This window comes from Streptomyces sp. NPDC101151 (assembly GCF_044768335.1).
Classification (GTDB): Bacteria; Actinomycetota; Actinomycetes; order Streptomycetales; family Streptomycetaceae; genus Streptomyces.
In genome coordinates, this window is record NZ_JBIWPP010000001.1 from 258159 (window position 1) to 271904 (window position 13746).

General features: G+C 74.2%; 9 protein-coding genes. 1 reads left to right on the forward strand and 8 read right to left on the reverse strand.

Features of this window, described 5'->3' with window-relative positions; genetic code table 11:
• Positions 1-5: 5 nt before the first annotated feature.
• Positions 6-1835 carry a DUF6350 family protein gene (locus ACIRU3_RS01215; protein ID WP_404050520.1) on the reverse strand — a complete coding sequence of 610 codons (1830 nt, stop codon included), beginning with the start codon at positions 1833-1835 and terminating at the stop codon, positions 6-8.
• Between the two features lie 113 nt (positions 1836-1948).
• Here ACIRU3_RS01215 and ACIRU3_RS01220 point away from each other — a divergent pair, with 113 nt between their 5' ends.
• Positions 1949-2962 carry a helix-turn-helix domain-containing protein gene (locus ACIRU3_RS01220; protein WP_404049656.1) on the forward strand — a complete coding sequence of 338 codons (1014 nt, stop codon included), beginning with the start codon at positions 1949-1951 and terminating at the stop codon, positions 2960-2962.
• A gap of 74 nt (positions 2963-3036) precedes the next feature.
• Here the strand turns inward: ACIRU3_RS01220 and sucD are convergent, their stop codons facing one another.
• The 7 genes from sucD to ACIRU3_RS01255 all read right to left on the reverse strand — a co-directional run bounded on the left by sucD (position 3037) and on the right by ACIRU3_RS01255 (position 13662).
• Positions 3037-3921 (reverse strand): succinate--CoA ligase subunit alpha, encoded by an 885-nt coding sequence (gene sucD, locus ACIRU3_RS01225; protein ID WP_359072088.1) that lies wholly within the window; start codon positions 3919-3921, stop codon positions 3037-3039.
• Between the two features lie 20 nt (positions 3922-3941).
• Complete coding sequence (gene sucC, locus ACIRU3_RS01230; protein ID WP_404049661.1) at positions 3942-5120, reverse strand: ADP-forming succinate--CoA ligase subunit beta; 1179 nt, start codon at positions 5118-5120, stop codon at positions 3942-3944.
• Between the two features lie 475 nt (positions 5121-5595).
• Positions 5596-7833, reverse strand: a complete 2238-nt coding sequence (locus ACIRU3_RS01235; protein ID WP_404049664.1) for a hypothetical protein — start codon at positions 7831-7833, stop codon at positions 5596-5598.
• 138 nt (positions 7834-7971) lie between these two features.
• Positions 7972-8775 carry a hypothetical protein gene (locus ACIRU3_RS01240; RefSeq protein WP_404049666.1) on the reverse strand — a complete coding sequence of 268 codons (804 nt, stop codon included), beginning with the start codon at positions 8773-8775 and terminating at the stop codon, positions 7972-7974.
• Positions 8776-8894: 119 nt separating this feature from the next.
• Complete coding sequence (locus ACIRU3_RS01245) at positions 8895-10073, reverse strand: VWA domain-containing protein (RefSeq protein WP_404049668.1); 1179 nt, start codon at positions 10071-10073, stop codon at positions 8895-8897.
• The gene (locus ACIRU3_RS01250) at positions 10070-12535 is read right to left on the reverse strand and encodes a DUF5682 family protein (RefSeq protein ID WP_404049670.1); all 2466 of its coding nucleotides are present in this window, start codon (positions 12533-12535) and stop codon (positions 10070-10072) included. Before ACIRU3_RS01250 ends, ACIRU3_RS01245 begins: the two co-directional genes overlap by 4 nt.
• A complete protein-coding gene (locus ACIRU3_RS01255; RefSeq protein WP_404049672.1) occupies positions 12532-13662 on the reverse strand; it encodes an AAA family ATPase in 1131 nt (376 codons plus the stop codon). The genes ACIRU3_RS01250 and ACIRU3_RS01255 overlap by 4 nt, the downstream gene beginning before the upstream one ends.
• Between the last annotated feature and the right edge of the window lie 84 nt (positions 13663-13746).

Below are 13746 nucleotides of genomic sequence, written 5' to 3' on the forward strand. Positions count from 1 at the left end.
TACACCTAGGGGGCGGTGCCCTCCGAGCCGGGGGCACCGGTGCCGGGGCGGTGCGTGTCCGTGGGGGACGCGGGCTCCGGCAGGGACTCCGCCGGGGGCCCGTCGTACGCGGCGGGTGCGGCGGTTGTGTCCGAAGGCGTGGAGACCTCTCGCAGGGCCGCCCAGCGGGAGGCCCGGGCGAGGTCGTCGTGCCAGGCCGGGGAGAACGGGTCGGGGGCGGGCAGGAAGTCGTACAGCTCGTCCTCGTCGGGATCGGTGGCGGTGTGCGAGGGTTCGCTCCGGCGGGCCGAGGCCTTCGCGGCTTTCCCCGACGAGTCCTGCGCCGTCTCCTTCGCAGCGCCCTTCGGCTCGTTCGCAGACTCCTTCGCCCCAGCGATCGGCGCATCCTCGGCGGCCTCCCCGGCTTCGCCCTTCGCCGCCTCCTTCGCCGCGTTGTTCCCCGTCTCCGTGCCCTGCTTGCCCCCCGGTGCCGTCCCCTGGCCCGGGACCGTGACCCGCGTGCGCCGCTTCCGCATCCACATCCGCCACGCCCGTACGGTCAGCGTCACCGGCGCCCCGACCGTCACCGTCCAGAGCCCGGCCGCTCCCGCGCTCTGCCACCACAGGGGGCCGAAGCGGGCGAGGGCGGCCACCCCCAGCGGGCCTCCGGCCAGCCCGGCGAGGAGGGCGAAGAGCGCCGCGCACACCAGGGCCGCCAGCACGAGCACCCCGAGGGTCCGCCCGGCCGACCAGGGCACCGGCGGCTCCGCGGCGCCCTCCGACTGCGTCTGCGCCTGCGCCCGCTCGCCGCGCGCCACGGCCGCCCGCGCCACGAACCAGGCCACCGTCACCGCGGCCGCCACCGGTACCACTCCCGCCGCCCAGTTCAGCCGCGTCCCGATGCCCGGGTCCGGCACCGCCGCGAGCAGTGGGAAGGGGGGCAGCAGCGGGGCGGGGTCGGAGGCGAGGGGGTGCACCAGATGCCCGGTGCCGAGGGCGAAGCCGGGGCCGAGGGCGTAGGACGCCGACCACACGGCTGCGTTGGGGATCAGCGCGATCCCGAGGAGCAGGACGGCGAACCGGCCGGTCCAGCCCTCCGTCAGCTGCAGGAACGACGCGCGCGTCGCCGCGCCGTGCAGGACCAGCGAGACACAGAGCAGCAGCGTTCCGCCCCCGAAGAGCACCGTCGTCCCGGCCCCGGCGGCCCGCACGGCCGCTCCCAGCCGCGACCGTGCGTCCGGCCCGGACACCAGGCGCCGGACCGGCCCCGGCAGCACCCTCAGCAGGCCGAGCGCCGGCTCGTGCGGGCGGCCGTACGCGGACCACACCCCGGTCGCCGCCGCGCTCGCCGCGACAGCCGGCAGGCACACCGTCACCCAGCCCCACACGGGCCGGAGTTCGCTGCCGGAGCAGTACAACGCGGCCGCGACGCCGACGCCGAGGTAGCCGAGGACGACCCCGGTCCATGCCGTGTGCGCCGGGACCGGTGGCGGACCGTCGGGCTCGGCGGACACGTCCGTCGCGTCCCGGCCCGCCCGGTACAGCAGCCACAGCGGCAGCGCGAGAAGCAGCAGCGGGGTCAGGCCCACCGGCAGGGGCGCGCCCGAGAGCGTGTCGGTGCGGACCAGTTCGACCCCGTGCCCCAGCAGCCACAGCGCGGCGGCGACATGCAGCGCGCCGCCAGGCCCGCTGTCGGGGTACGGCGAGCTGATCCACAGCCCCAGCACGAGCACGGCGATCGAGCCGAGTCCGAGGCCGGCGGCGAGCACACCGCCGAGGACGCTCTCGCCCAGTCCGGGCGAGTGGTCCCGCAGCCGGTGGAGCAGGAGCGACAACGACGGTCGGCGAGCGGTCATCAGAGTCACGCCGCCATGCTCCCAACGACACGCGCTTTCCCGGCGTAACGGGCGAACTCCCGTAGTGTCGCTCAATATATGTTTATGTTCTTTTTCGTACGAAGGGGTGTACTGTGACGGAAACTCCGGCCAGCCCGTTGCCCTCACCGAAAGAACGCCGACGCCTGCGCGAGTCACGGTCGCTGACGCAGACTCAGGTCGCCGCGCAGGTCGGCGTCGGCCGCGCCACGATCCGCGCCTGGGAGCGCGGGCGCAGCACCCCGAGCGGCCGGGAGGGCGAGGCGTACGCGCGCCTGCTGTCCGGGCTCGGGTCGACCTCCGGGCCGCCGGCCGTCCTGACCCCCGATCAGACCTTCGACGCGCTCTACGCGTTCTGCGCCCCCGCCCTCGTACGCCAGACCTACCTGCTCACCGGGCGCCGCGAGCTGGCCCGGGAGGCCGTGGAGCGGGCCTTCCAACTCGCCTGGCAGCGCTGGCCGGAGGTGGCCCGGGACCGGGACCCGGGCGGATGGGTGCGGGCGACGGCGTACGAGTGGGCCCTCTCCCCCTGGCACCGCTTCCGCCCGAGCCACCGGCCCCCCGAGCCCCTGCCCGCCGACCCCGCCGACCGCGCGCTGCTGCACGCCCTGCTGGAGCTTCCGCCGTCGTACCGGCGCACGCTGATCCTGTACGACGGCGTCGGCCTCGACCTGCCGGAGACGGCGGCCGAGACGGAGGCGAGCACCCCCGCCGCCGCCGGCCGGCTGACCCACGCCCGGGAGGCCGTGGCCGCCCTGGTCCCGGAACTGGCCGACCCCGCCGCACTGCACCAGCGGCTGCTGGAACTGGCCACCCGGGAGCACCTGAGCGCCGCCAAGCCGCCCACGGTCCGCACGTGCGGCGAACGCCGGAACGTGTTCTGGACGCGCGCGGCCATCGCCTTCACGATCGCGATCATCGGCGCGACGAGCCTGACGCTGCGGACAGCGCCGACGCACTACGAACCGCCCGTCGCCCCGGCCCAGGCGGTACACGGGGTGCCCTCACCGGCGGCTCTGGGCCCCCTGTCCCAGACGGAGCAGGCCCTGCGCGCGAAACTGCACCGGGAGGCCGACGGCCCGGAGCGGCTGGCGCCGGCGGCACGGTGAGACGCCGGGGCCGGAACGCCGGTGGGCCCGCCCCAGCCAAGGGAACGGGCCCACCGGACGTGCGGTCAGGAAGCTCAGGCGCTCAGGATCTCCCGGGCCAGCTTCGCCGTCTCGGTCGGGGTCTTGCCGACCTTGACGCCCGCGGCCTCCAGGGCCTCCTTCTTCGCCTGGGCGGTGCCCGACGAACCGGAGACGATGGCACCGGCGTGGCCCATCGTCTTGCCCTCGGGCGCGGTGAAGCCCGCGACGTAGCCGACGACCGGCTTCTTCACGTTCTCCTTGATGAACGCGGCGGCCCGCTCCTCGGCGTCGCCACCGATCTCACCGATCATCACGATCAGGTCGGTGTCGGGGTCGGCCTCGAACGCGGCGAGCGCGTCGATGTGCGTGGTGCCGATGATCGGGTCACCACCGATGCCGACGGCGGAGGAGAAACCGATGTCACGCAGCTCGTACATCATCTGGTACGTCAGCGTGCCGGACTTCGAGACCAGGCCGATACGGCCCGGCTTGGTGATGTCGCCCGGGATGATGCCGGCGTTCGACTGGCCCGGGGTGATCAGACCGGGGCAGTTCGGGCCGATGATCCGCGTCTTGTTGCCCTTGGACACGGCGTACGCGTAGAACGCGGCCGAGTCGTGGACCGCGATGCCCTCGGTGATGACGACCGCGAGCGGGATCTCGGCGTCGATCGCCTCGACCACGGCGGCCTTGGCGAAGGCCGGCGGCACGAAGAGGACGGATACGTTCGCGCCCGTCTTCTCGATCGCCTCGGCGACCGTGCCGAAGACCGGGATCTCGGTGCCGTCGACGTCAACGGTGGTGCCCGCCTTGCGCGGGTTCACGCCACCGACGATGTTCGTGCCGTCGGCGAGCATGAGCTTGGTGTGCTTCATGCCCGTGGAGCCGGTCATGCCCTGGACGATGACCTTGGAGTCCTTGTTGAGGAAGATAGCCATGGCTGTGTGTCCCTCGTCCCTTACTTCGCAGCCGCGAGCTCGGCGGCCTTGTCGGCCGCGCCGTCCATGGTGTCCACGCGCTGCACCAGCGGGTGGTTGGCGTCGGAGAGGATCTGACGACCCAGCTCGGCGTTGTTGCCGTCCAGACGCACGACCAGCGGCTTGGTGACGTCCTCGCCGCGGTCCTCCAGGAGCTTCAGCGCCTGCACGATGCCGTTGGCGACCTCGTCGCACGCGGTGATGCCGCCGAAGACGTTGACGAACACGGACTTGACGTCCGGGTCGCCGAGGATGATCTCCAGGCCGTTCGCCATCACGGCCGCGGACGCGCCGCCGCCGATGTCGAGGAAGTTGGCGGGCTTGACGCCACCGTGGTTCTCACCGGCGTACGCGACGACGTCCAGGGTGCTCATGACGAGACCCGCGCCGTTGCCGATGATGCCGACCTCGCCGTCGAGCTTGACGTAGTTGAGGTTCTTCTCCTTGGCGGCGGCCTCCAGCGGGTTCGCGGAGTCCTTGTCCTGGAGAGCCTCGTGCTCCGGCTGACGGAACTCGGCGTTCTCGTCCAGGGAGACCTTGCCGTCCAGGGCGATGACGTCACCGGAGGCGACCTTGGCCAGCGGGTTGACCTCGACCAGGAGGGCGTCCTCCTCGACGAAGGTCTTCCACAGGGTGACCAGGACGTTCGCGACCTTGTCGGCGACCTCGGCCGGGAACTTCGCGGCCTCGACGATCTGGCGCGCGACGTCGGGGGTCACACCCACGTTGGCGTCGATCGGCGTCTTGGCGACGGCCTCGGGGCGGGTCTCCGCCACCTCCTCGATCTCCACGCCGCCCTCGACGGACGCGATGGAGAGGAAGGTGCGGTTGGCACGGTCGAGGAGGAAGGAGACGTAGTACTCCTCCAGGATCTCCGGGGCCGTCTCGGCGATCATCACCTTGTGGACCGTGTGGCCCTTGATGTCCATGCCGAGGATGTCCGTCGCGCGGGCGACGGCCTCGTCCGGGGTGGCGGCGAGCTTCACGCCACCGGCCTTGCCACGGCCGCCGACCTTCACCTGGGCCTTGACGACAGACTTGCCACCGAGGCGCTCGGTGGCTGCGCGGGCCGCCTCAGGCGTGTCGATGACTTCACCGGCCAGCACCGGTACATCGTGCTTGGCGAAGAGGTCCCTCGCCTGGTACTCGAACAGGTCCACGCGCTTCCGTCCCTATCAGTGATCTCGCGGTTCGTTGGATGCGTGGGCGTGCCGCGAAGGGCAACGTGACGTCCGCTTGTCACTAGGGGGGCGCACACGGTGTCCGAGCGCGCGGCATGTCCGTCTCGCAGGTTATCTCTGGTTGCGGGAGGCCTCTAAATCGCGGGTCACACCTGAGCGGTGATACCTGTCACATGATGCCGGGATCGGTGACACGGAGTGCCGCGATCGGGGAGATGTGCGAGGCCTCACCGGGCTGGGGTTGACCCGGTGAGGCCTCTGGGACGGGCCCCGAGGGGGCCCTGGGCGGTTGATCCCCACCCCAATGGGGACCACTCACCCCGTCCCGCGGGGGTCCGGCCGGACGTACCGACGGCGTTCGGCCGTCCGGGGCCACTCACCCCCGCGGAGCTGTTGCGGGCGCTCGACCGTAGTGCCGGATGCCCTACTGCCGGATGCCCGGCTGCCTCATGCCCTACTGCCAGATGCCCGGCTGTGCGTCCTGCACGCTGTGCGGGTACGTCAGGTCCTGGATCTGACCCGGGGCGACGGACCGGGCGACCGACTCGGCGCCGGCGACGGCATGCCCGGCCAGCGGACCGCCGGTGGTCCGCACCGTCCCGCCGAGATCCTGGACGAACGGCCCGGCCTGCCGAGTGAGCGGCACGGTCTCCCCGACGACCCCGCCCGCGAAGGGAACGGCCTCGCCGGCCACGCCGTACGCCAGTCCGCTCGCGCTGCCGCCGACACCGCCCACGACGGGCCGCACGGTCCCGGTGGCCGTGCCGACGACGGGCTGCACGGCACCGGTGGCCGTGCCGACGACAGGCTGCACGGTCCCCGTGACTCCGGCCGCGACGGGCCGCACGGCACCGGTGGCTCCGGCCGCGAACGGCGGCACCTGCCCGGTCACGCCCTCCGCGAAGGCACCGGTCCGCCCGGTCACCCCATGGGCGAGCGGCGGTACGGCTCCCACGACACCGCCGGCGAAGGGGCGCACGTCACCGGTCACACCGTGGGCGAGGCCCTCCGCGTCCGTGACTGCCTGCCCGGCGATCGGCACGACGCCGTGCACAGCGGTCCCCGCGACGGGCGGCAGCACGGCGTCCACGGTGCCGTGGGCGACCTGACCGACCAGCCCGGTGGCATACGGCGGCACGTCCGCGAGGGCGTCTCCGGCGAGGGGCAGCGCGTCACCGAGGGCACCGGTGGCGACACCGTGCACGCCGGCCGTGGCCCCCGTGGTGGCCCCGTACACATCGGCTGTGGCGCCCGTGGTGGCCCCGTACACATCACCCACCGCTCCGGTGGCGGCACCATGCACGTCACCCACCGCTCCGGTGGCAACGCCGTGGACGCCGGCCGTGGCGCCCGTGGTGGCCCCGCGCACGCCTGTCGTCGCGTCCGCGGCAAGCCCGTGCACATGGGTGACGGCGGCCACGGTCGTCCGGTGCACACCCGCGACCGCGCTCGTGGCGGTGCCCTGCGCACCCGTCACCGCGCCCGAGGCGGTCCCCAGGACGCCCCCGACCGCGTACCCGGCGGTGGGCACTACGCCCGTCACCACGCCCGAGGCGGTGCCCGGGACGGTGGCAACCGCGCCCGAGGCATCGCCCTGGACGCCCCCGACCGCGTATCCGGCGGAGGGCACTACGCCCGTCACCGCGCCGGAGGCGGTGCCGTGCACGCCCGCGACCGCGTGCCCGGCCGTCGGCAGAACGCCCGCCACCGCCTCGTCGGCGACCGGCAGCGCTCCGGCCACGGCGGCGGAGGCCACCGGCGGGACGGCCGCGGCGGTCGTCCCGTCCACGACGGGAGCGACGCTGCCCGGCACGGCCCGGACCGTGCCGACGGCCCGCTGCTCGACGCCGGCGGCCGTGCCGGTGACGTGCGCGGGTACGGAGGCGGCGGTGGCCTCCGCGGCACCGGTCGCCCGTGCCGCCTCGCCCCCGGCGAGGGCGGCCGCACCGGCGGTCCGGCCGTGCGCCCCGCCAACGGTCTGCTGTGCCGTCGTCCGTACGGCGCCCTGGACACCCGTGGCCCGCAGGCGCGCGGCCGACTGGGTGGCCCGGAGCTTGGTCTGGGCGGCGGCCAGGGCCTCCTCCACTTCGGGGGCGAAGGAGGAGAGCGGCCCGAAGAGGTAGTCGATCTCGTCCTGGGGGGAGGGCACAGCGGGCGCGGAGAAGGCGGAGAAGTGGGTGGCCGTGTGGTGGACGGCGTGGGTCGCCGCGGAGGCCTCGGCGGTGGTCCGGCCGGTCACCCGGGCGCCCAGTGCCTGCGCCTGGCCCTCGTGCGCCTCGGTCCGTGCCTGGGCGGCGCGGGCGGCCCGGGCACCGTGCACGGCCTGGCCGCCCCTGATCCTCGCGGCGGCCGGAACCTCGGCGTCGGCGTGACCGCGGGTCCGGTCGGCCGCACCGGCGACGGGCCGGTTCTGCTGCTGTGCCTCGGCCGCCGTGGCGGAGACGGTCGTGGTGGCCGCCCCGGTCACGTCGGAGACGGTGTCGTGCACGTCGGTGAGGACACCGTCGACGGTGTCGGCGAGGGTTCCGGCGGTGCTGTCGGTGTCCGGCACGGACACCGCCGGGGTGGTCAGCTCGTCGGCGCTGGCCGCGGCCGAGCCGAGTGCCCAGGCGCCGGTGACTCCGGCGGCTATCACGATCGAGCGGCGGATGTTCCTGTTCATGCGTGCGTTGTTCATGCGTGCGTTGTTCATGCGTGCGTCGAGTCCTTCGGAAAACGGCTGGTGGGTTCCGTCCGGAGAGCGCCGTCGGAGACCGACGGGTCCGGCGGAGCGGGCAGACCTGTTCCGCCCCCGCGCGACAGGTCCGTGGCGGGGAGGTCGGCCCGGTGGCTAGCCGGGGAAGACGGGGATGTCCCGGTGCCGTTCCCGGGTGCGGGGCGCATCGACGCGCGCGGCGGCGCCGGGCGGGAGCCGCAGGGGTGCCCGGCCGTCGGGGGTGACGGCATGCGCGTCACCGTGACGGGTCGCGGTGCCGTCGGCCGCCTGCTTGCCGAGCACGCCGTCCGGGTCTCCGGTGGGCGCGGGCTGGGCGGGGGCGTCGACGGGCGCGGTGGTGGGGCGGGCGGGGGTGTGTGCCGGGGCCTGGGGAGCGTGTGGGGCGTGGGCGGAGGTCGCGAAGTCCGGTCCGTACGCGGTGGCCGACGACCCTGCCGGTACGGCGGTACGGGCCTCGGTACGCGCCTCGGTGCGGACTCGGTCAGCCTTGTCCGACGGCGGCGCCGCCCTGTCGTGCCGGTGCGGCCGGGGGTCCGGGGTGACCGGTACGGGCAGCGGAGGAACGGGCACTTCGGAGGCGCCGGGGAGCTCCGGCACGGGCACGGACGGGGCGGTGGGCGGCGTCGGCGCCTCGGCCCGCGTCTGCTCGACGGCACCGGAGGCCGACTGCACGACCTCTCGCACGGGGGTGACGACCCGTTCGGTGACCGTGCGTACCGCGTCCGCCTGCCCGGCCACCGGGCGCGGTGAACTCACCGGCGCGATCGGTGTCCCCTCGGCCGCGTGGGCCTGCTCCCCGCTGAGGAACCCGAGCAGGAACAACCCACCCACCAGCAGTGCCAGTTGCAGCGCACGCCGCCCGGCCGTCGTACGCGGCAGGCGCACAGCGGTACCGAACAGAGCGGCTGGCAGGGTCAAGAGACGAGGCTTCCTGAGGTCGGCACGGCGGGGGGAGGCTTCGATCCTCGCACGCTCGGCCCGAGGGAGCGCAACCCCCTGTTACCGATGGGTAGCCATGTCCCTTTTCTGGCCCGGCGTCACACGGTGTCCGGTATCGGCAGCGGCCGTTTCTCGATCGCCGCCGCCATCACCTCCGGAAACAGGTCGGGCGTACAGGCGAAGGCCGGTGCGCCGAGCGCCCCGAGCGCCGCCGCGTGCTCACGGTCGTAGGCCGGCGCCCCCTCGTCCGACAGCGCGAGCAGGGTCACGAACTGGACCCCGGACGCCTTCATCGCCGCGACCCGCTTGAGCATCTCGTTGCGTATACCGCCCTCGTACAGATCGCTGATCAGCACGAACACCGTCTCGGCGGGCCGGGTGATCTGCGACTGGCAGTAGGCGAGCGCCCGGTTGATGTCCGTGCCGCCGCCGAGCTGGGTGCCGAAGAGGACGTCGACCGGGTCGTCCAGCTGGTCGGTGAGGTCCACGACCGCCGTGTCGAAGACGACCAGCCGGGTGCTGATCGACCGCATGGAGGCGAGCACCGCCCCGAACACGGACGCGTAGACCACGGACGCCGCCATCGACCCCGACTGGTCGATACAGAGGATGACCTCCTTCTTCACGGACTGTGCGGCCCGCCCGTACCCGATCAGCCGTTCCGGCACGATCGTGCGGTACTCGGGCAGGTAGTGCTTGAGGTTGGCCGCGATGGTGCGGTTCCAGTCGATGTCGTGGTGGCGCGGGCGGTTGATGCGTGCGCTGCGGTCCAGGGCGCCGGTGAGGGTGGCCCGGGTACGGGTGGCGAGCCGCTTCTCCAGATCCTCGACCACTTTGCGCACGACCGCCCGTGCCGTCTCCTTGGTCGTCTCCGGCATCGCCTTGTTCAGCGAGAGCAGCGTGCCGACCAGGTGTACGTCGGCCTCCACCGCCTCCAGCATCTCCGGTTCCAGCAGCAGCGAGGCCAGCCCGAGCCGGTCGATGGCGTCGCGCTGCATGACCTGGACGACGGAGGAGGGGAAGTAGGTGCGGATGTCCCCGAGCCAGCGGGCCACGGACGGCGCCGAGGCACCGAGGCCCGCCGAACGGTCCCGCCCCGTCCGCGGCTTTTCCCCCTTGCCGTACAGCGCGGCGAGTGTGCCGTCCATCGCCGCGTCGCGGCCCGACAGGGCGCAGCCGGTGCCGTCGGCCTGCTCGCCGCCGAGCACCAGCCGCCAGCGCCGCAGCCGCTCGCGCGCGGGATCACCGGTCCGGGCCGGTGTCGGTTCGGTTGTCATGTGCCCACCTCCGCAAGGCTGTTGTCGTCGGCCGGTTCCCGGTCCGCCGCTCTCTGGCCCGCCGCGTGCCGGCCCGTCGCCTGTTGGCCCGTCGCCTGCCGGCCCGTCTCCGCGGCCGGGCCGAGCAGCAGCCGCAGCACCGGCAGCACGGCGTCCGCGCGCTCGGCGTCCGGTTCCGCAGCGAAACCGGGCAGCCCGGCCGCGGGACCAGCCGGGCCGGTGGCCCCTCCGGGCCCGCGCCGCACGAGTTCCCCGAGGGTTCTGCGCACTCCGGGCTCGTACGCGGAGAACGTGCGCCGCAGCAGCGGCAGTACGTCCGTGAAGGCCTCCGCTGGCACCCCCGTCAGCCAGGTGTCGACCAGGCCGAGCAACCGCTCGTCGTGCACCAGCAGCATGCCGCCCCCACCGCCGACGAAGCCCTCGATCCAGGCGGCCGCGTCCGCGGGCGGTGTTCCCGGCGAAAGCACCAGACCCATCAGCCGGGCCGCCTCCTCGGGGCCCAGCTCTCCGTCGTCCAGCAGCAGCCGTACGGCCCGGCCCCGCACGACGCCCGGCACGGTGTCCCGCAGGGCCAGGGTCCGCAGCACGGACCGCCAGCGGCCGCGCAGATCTGCCTGTCCGGCGTCCCGGGCGGCGGCTCCCTGCTCGGCGCCCCGGGTGCCGGTCAGTGTCTCCGCGAGGAGTCCCACGGCGCCGTGCACGGCGCCGACATGGCCGCGCATCTCCTCCGCCGCGTCCGCGTCCAGGGCGGCGCAGGCCGCCGGGAGGCCGACGAAGACACGCTCGGCGAGGCCCGCCGCGACACCGGCCAGCGCGCCGGTGTCGGTGCCTCGCACATCGCCGTAGCGCAGGGAGCGGACGAGAGCGGGCAGCGCCTGGGCGAGGTGGCCGACGTCCGTGTCGAGGGCCGCCCGGTCGGCGAGCACCCGCATCACCACCGGCAGTGCGTCCGGCAGCCCGGCGAGCAGGCAGTGCTCGGCGAGCGCGGTGACCTCGGCGAGGGCTCCCGCACCGGCCGCGTCGGCCTCGGCCCTGGCCGTGGCCGCGCCGAGCACGGTCGTCCCCCACACCCCCGCCTCGGCGACCCGCACCGACAACTCCGGCTCCCAGCGCAGCCGCCAGGTCTCCCGGAACGTGCCCGTGCTCCCCCGCGACTCGGCCGGTTCGCCCCAGCCGACGCCGAGCAGCCGCAGTCGGTGCAGCAGCCGGCTGCGGCCGGTGTCGGTCTCCTTGCGCAGATCCAGTTCCAGCTCGCGCTCCAGCGCCTCCGGCCTGAGCCGCAGCCGGCGCTGCTCCCGGGCCATGTCACGCTGCAACGGCACGGCGGGCGCCGCCTCCGGCACCTCCCCCAGCACGTCCCCGACCACGAGCCGGTCCTGCACCAGCGCCAGCGGGACATCCGAGCCGTCGCACATCACCGCCCGCACGGCGTCGGTGGTCTCGCTGAGGCCCGGCAGCGGGCGGCCTCGCATGGCCGCGAGGGTCTCGGCGAGCCGCACCGCCTCGATGACATGGGCGGAGGAGACGACCCGGTCCTCCTCGCGCAGCAGGCCCGCCACCTTGGTGAGCCACCGCTCGACCGGCCGGTCCCGCGCCCGGAACAGATGCCCGTACCAGCCCGGCGAGTCGATTCCCGCGCCGTACCCGCTCGACCGGGCCAGCCTGCGGTGCGTCCACGGCACCCAGGTCAGATCCGCCTTGATCCTGGGCAGCCCCTTCAGCAGCGCCCGGTCGGCGGTGACGGCGGCCTTCTCCCGCAGTGCGGGCACATGCCACGCGCCGCACACCACGGCCACCGCATCCCCGGACTCCTTGCGCGCGGCCCGCAATTGGAGCCGCATGTGGGCCTCCCGCACCAGGTCGCGGGGCCGCCCACCGACGCCGTACCGCTCCCGCAGCGCCGTCATGGCCTCCTCCAGGGCGGCGAACGGCGCGAGGGGGTCCCGCTCCCCGGTCCCCCGGTGCTCCACGACGTCCTCCCACCAGCGCTCGGGATCGTCGTACCCGGCGGTCTCGGCGAGCACGGCGAGAGGGTCGACGCGCAGCTCGTGCGCGGGGCCCGGCTCGGCCTCGGGGTCCGCGGCGGACGGCGCCTCCGCCTCGGCGTCCCAGGCCAGCGTGTGGGTCGCGGGCAGGTCGATGAAGCGGGCCGGGACGCCCCGTTCGAGGGCCCAGCGGAGGGCCACCCACTCGGGGCTGAACTCGGCCAGCGGCCAGAACGCCGAGCGGCCGGGCTCGTCGACGGCGTGGGCGAGGAGGGCGACCGGGGGCCGCATGTCCGGGTCGGCGGCCAACGGGATCAGTGCGTCGGCCTCGGGCGGCCCCTCGATCAGGACGACGCCGGGCCGGGACGCCTCCAGAGCGGCCCGAACCGCGCGCGCGGATCCGGGCCCGTGGTGCCGCACGCCGAGCAGCAGCGGCCCGGAGGCGTACGTCACGCCCCACGAGGAGTCGTCGCTCACACGCCCACCTCCCGGCAGGCCCGGTAGAAGTCCTTCCAGTCGTCGCGCTCGCGGACGACCGTCTCCAGGTACTCCTGCCAGATGACGCGGTCGGCCGCCGGGTCGCGCACGACGGCGCCGAGGATGCCGGCGGCGACGTCGCCGGGGCGCAGCACGCCGTCGCCGAAGTGGGCGGCCAGCGCGAGGCCGCCCGTGACGACGGAGATCGCCTCCGCGGTGGAGAGCGTGCCGCTCGGCGACTTCAGCTTCGTACGGCCGTCGGCGGTCGTGCCGTCGCGCAGCTCACGGAAGACCGTCACGACGCGGCGGATCTCCTCGATGCCGTCGGGCACGGCCGGCAGGTCGAGCGAACGGCCGATCTGCTCGACCCGGCGCGTGACGATGTCGACCTCGGCGTCGGCGCTCTCCGGCAGGGGCAGCACCACGGTGTTGAAGCGCCGGCGCAGCGCGCTGGAGAGGTCGTTGACCCCCCGGTCGCGGTCGTTGGCGGTGGCGATGAGGTTGAAGCCGCGGACCGCCTGTGTCTCCTGGCCGAGCTCCGGGATCGGCAGGGTCTTCTCGGACAGGATCGTGATCAGCGTGTCCTGCACGTCGGCCGGGATACGGGTCAGCTCCTCCACCCGGGCCGTCATGCCTTCGGCCATGGCTCGCATGACGGGGCTGGGCACGAGGGCGTCGCGGCTGGGGCCGTGGGCGAGCAGTTGCGCGTAGTTCCAGCCGTACCGGATCGCCTCCTCCGGTGTGCCCGCCGTGCCCTGCACGAGCAGGGTCGAGTCGCCGCTGACGGCGGCGGCCAGGTGCTCCGACACCCAGGTCTTGGCCGTGCCGGGCACGCCGAGCAGCAGCAGGGCGCGGTCGGTGGCGAGTGTGGTGACGGCGACCTCGACGATGCGGCGCGGGCCCACGTACTTCGGCGTGATCACCGTGCCGTCCGGCAGGGTGCTGCCGAGCAGATAGGTCGCCACCGCCCACGGCGACAGTTTCCAGCGGGCTGGGCGCGGGCGGTCGTCCTGGGCGGCCAGCGCGGCGAGTTCGGCTGCGAAGGCGTGCTCGGCATGCGGTCGCAACGCCTGCTGCCCCTGGCCTCCGCTCGCTTCGACGGACGTCGGTTCCACGGACACAGTCATGGCTGAGGTCCCCTCCAGCTCGGCCGGTTCGGATCTGGCATCCACCGTGCACCACACCACTGACAATCGCTCTGACCTGCACAA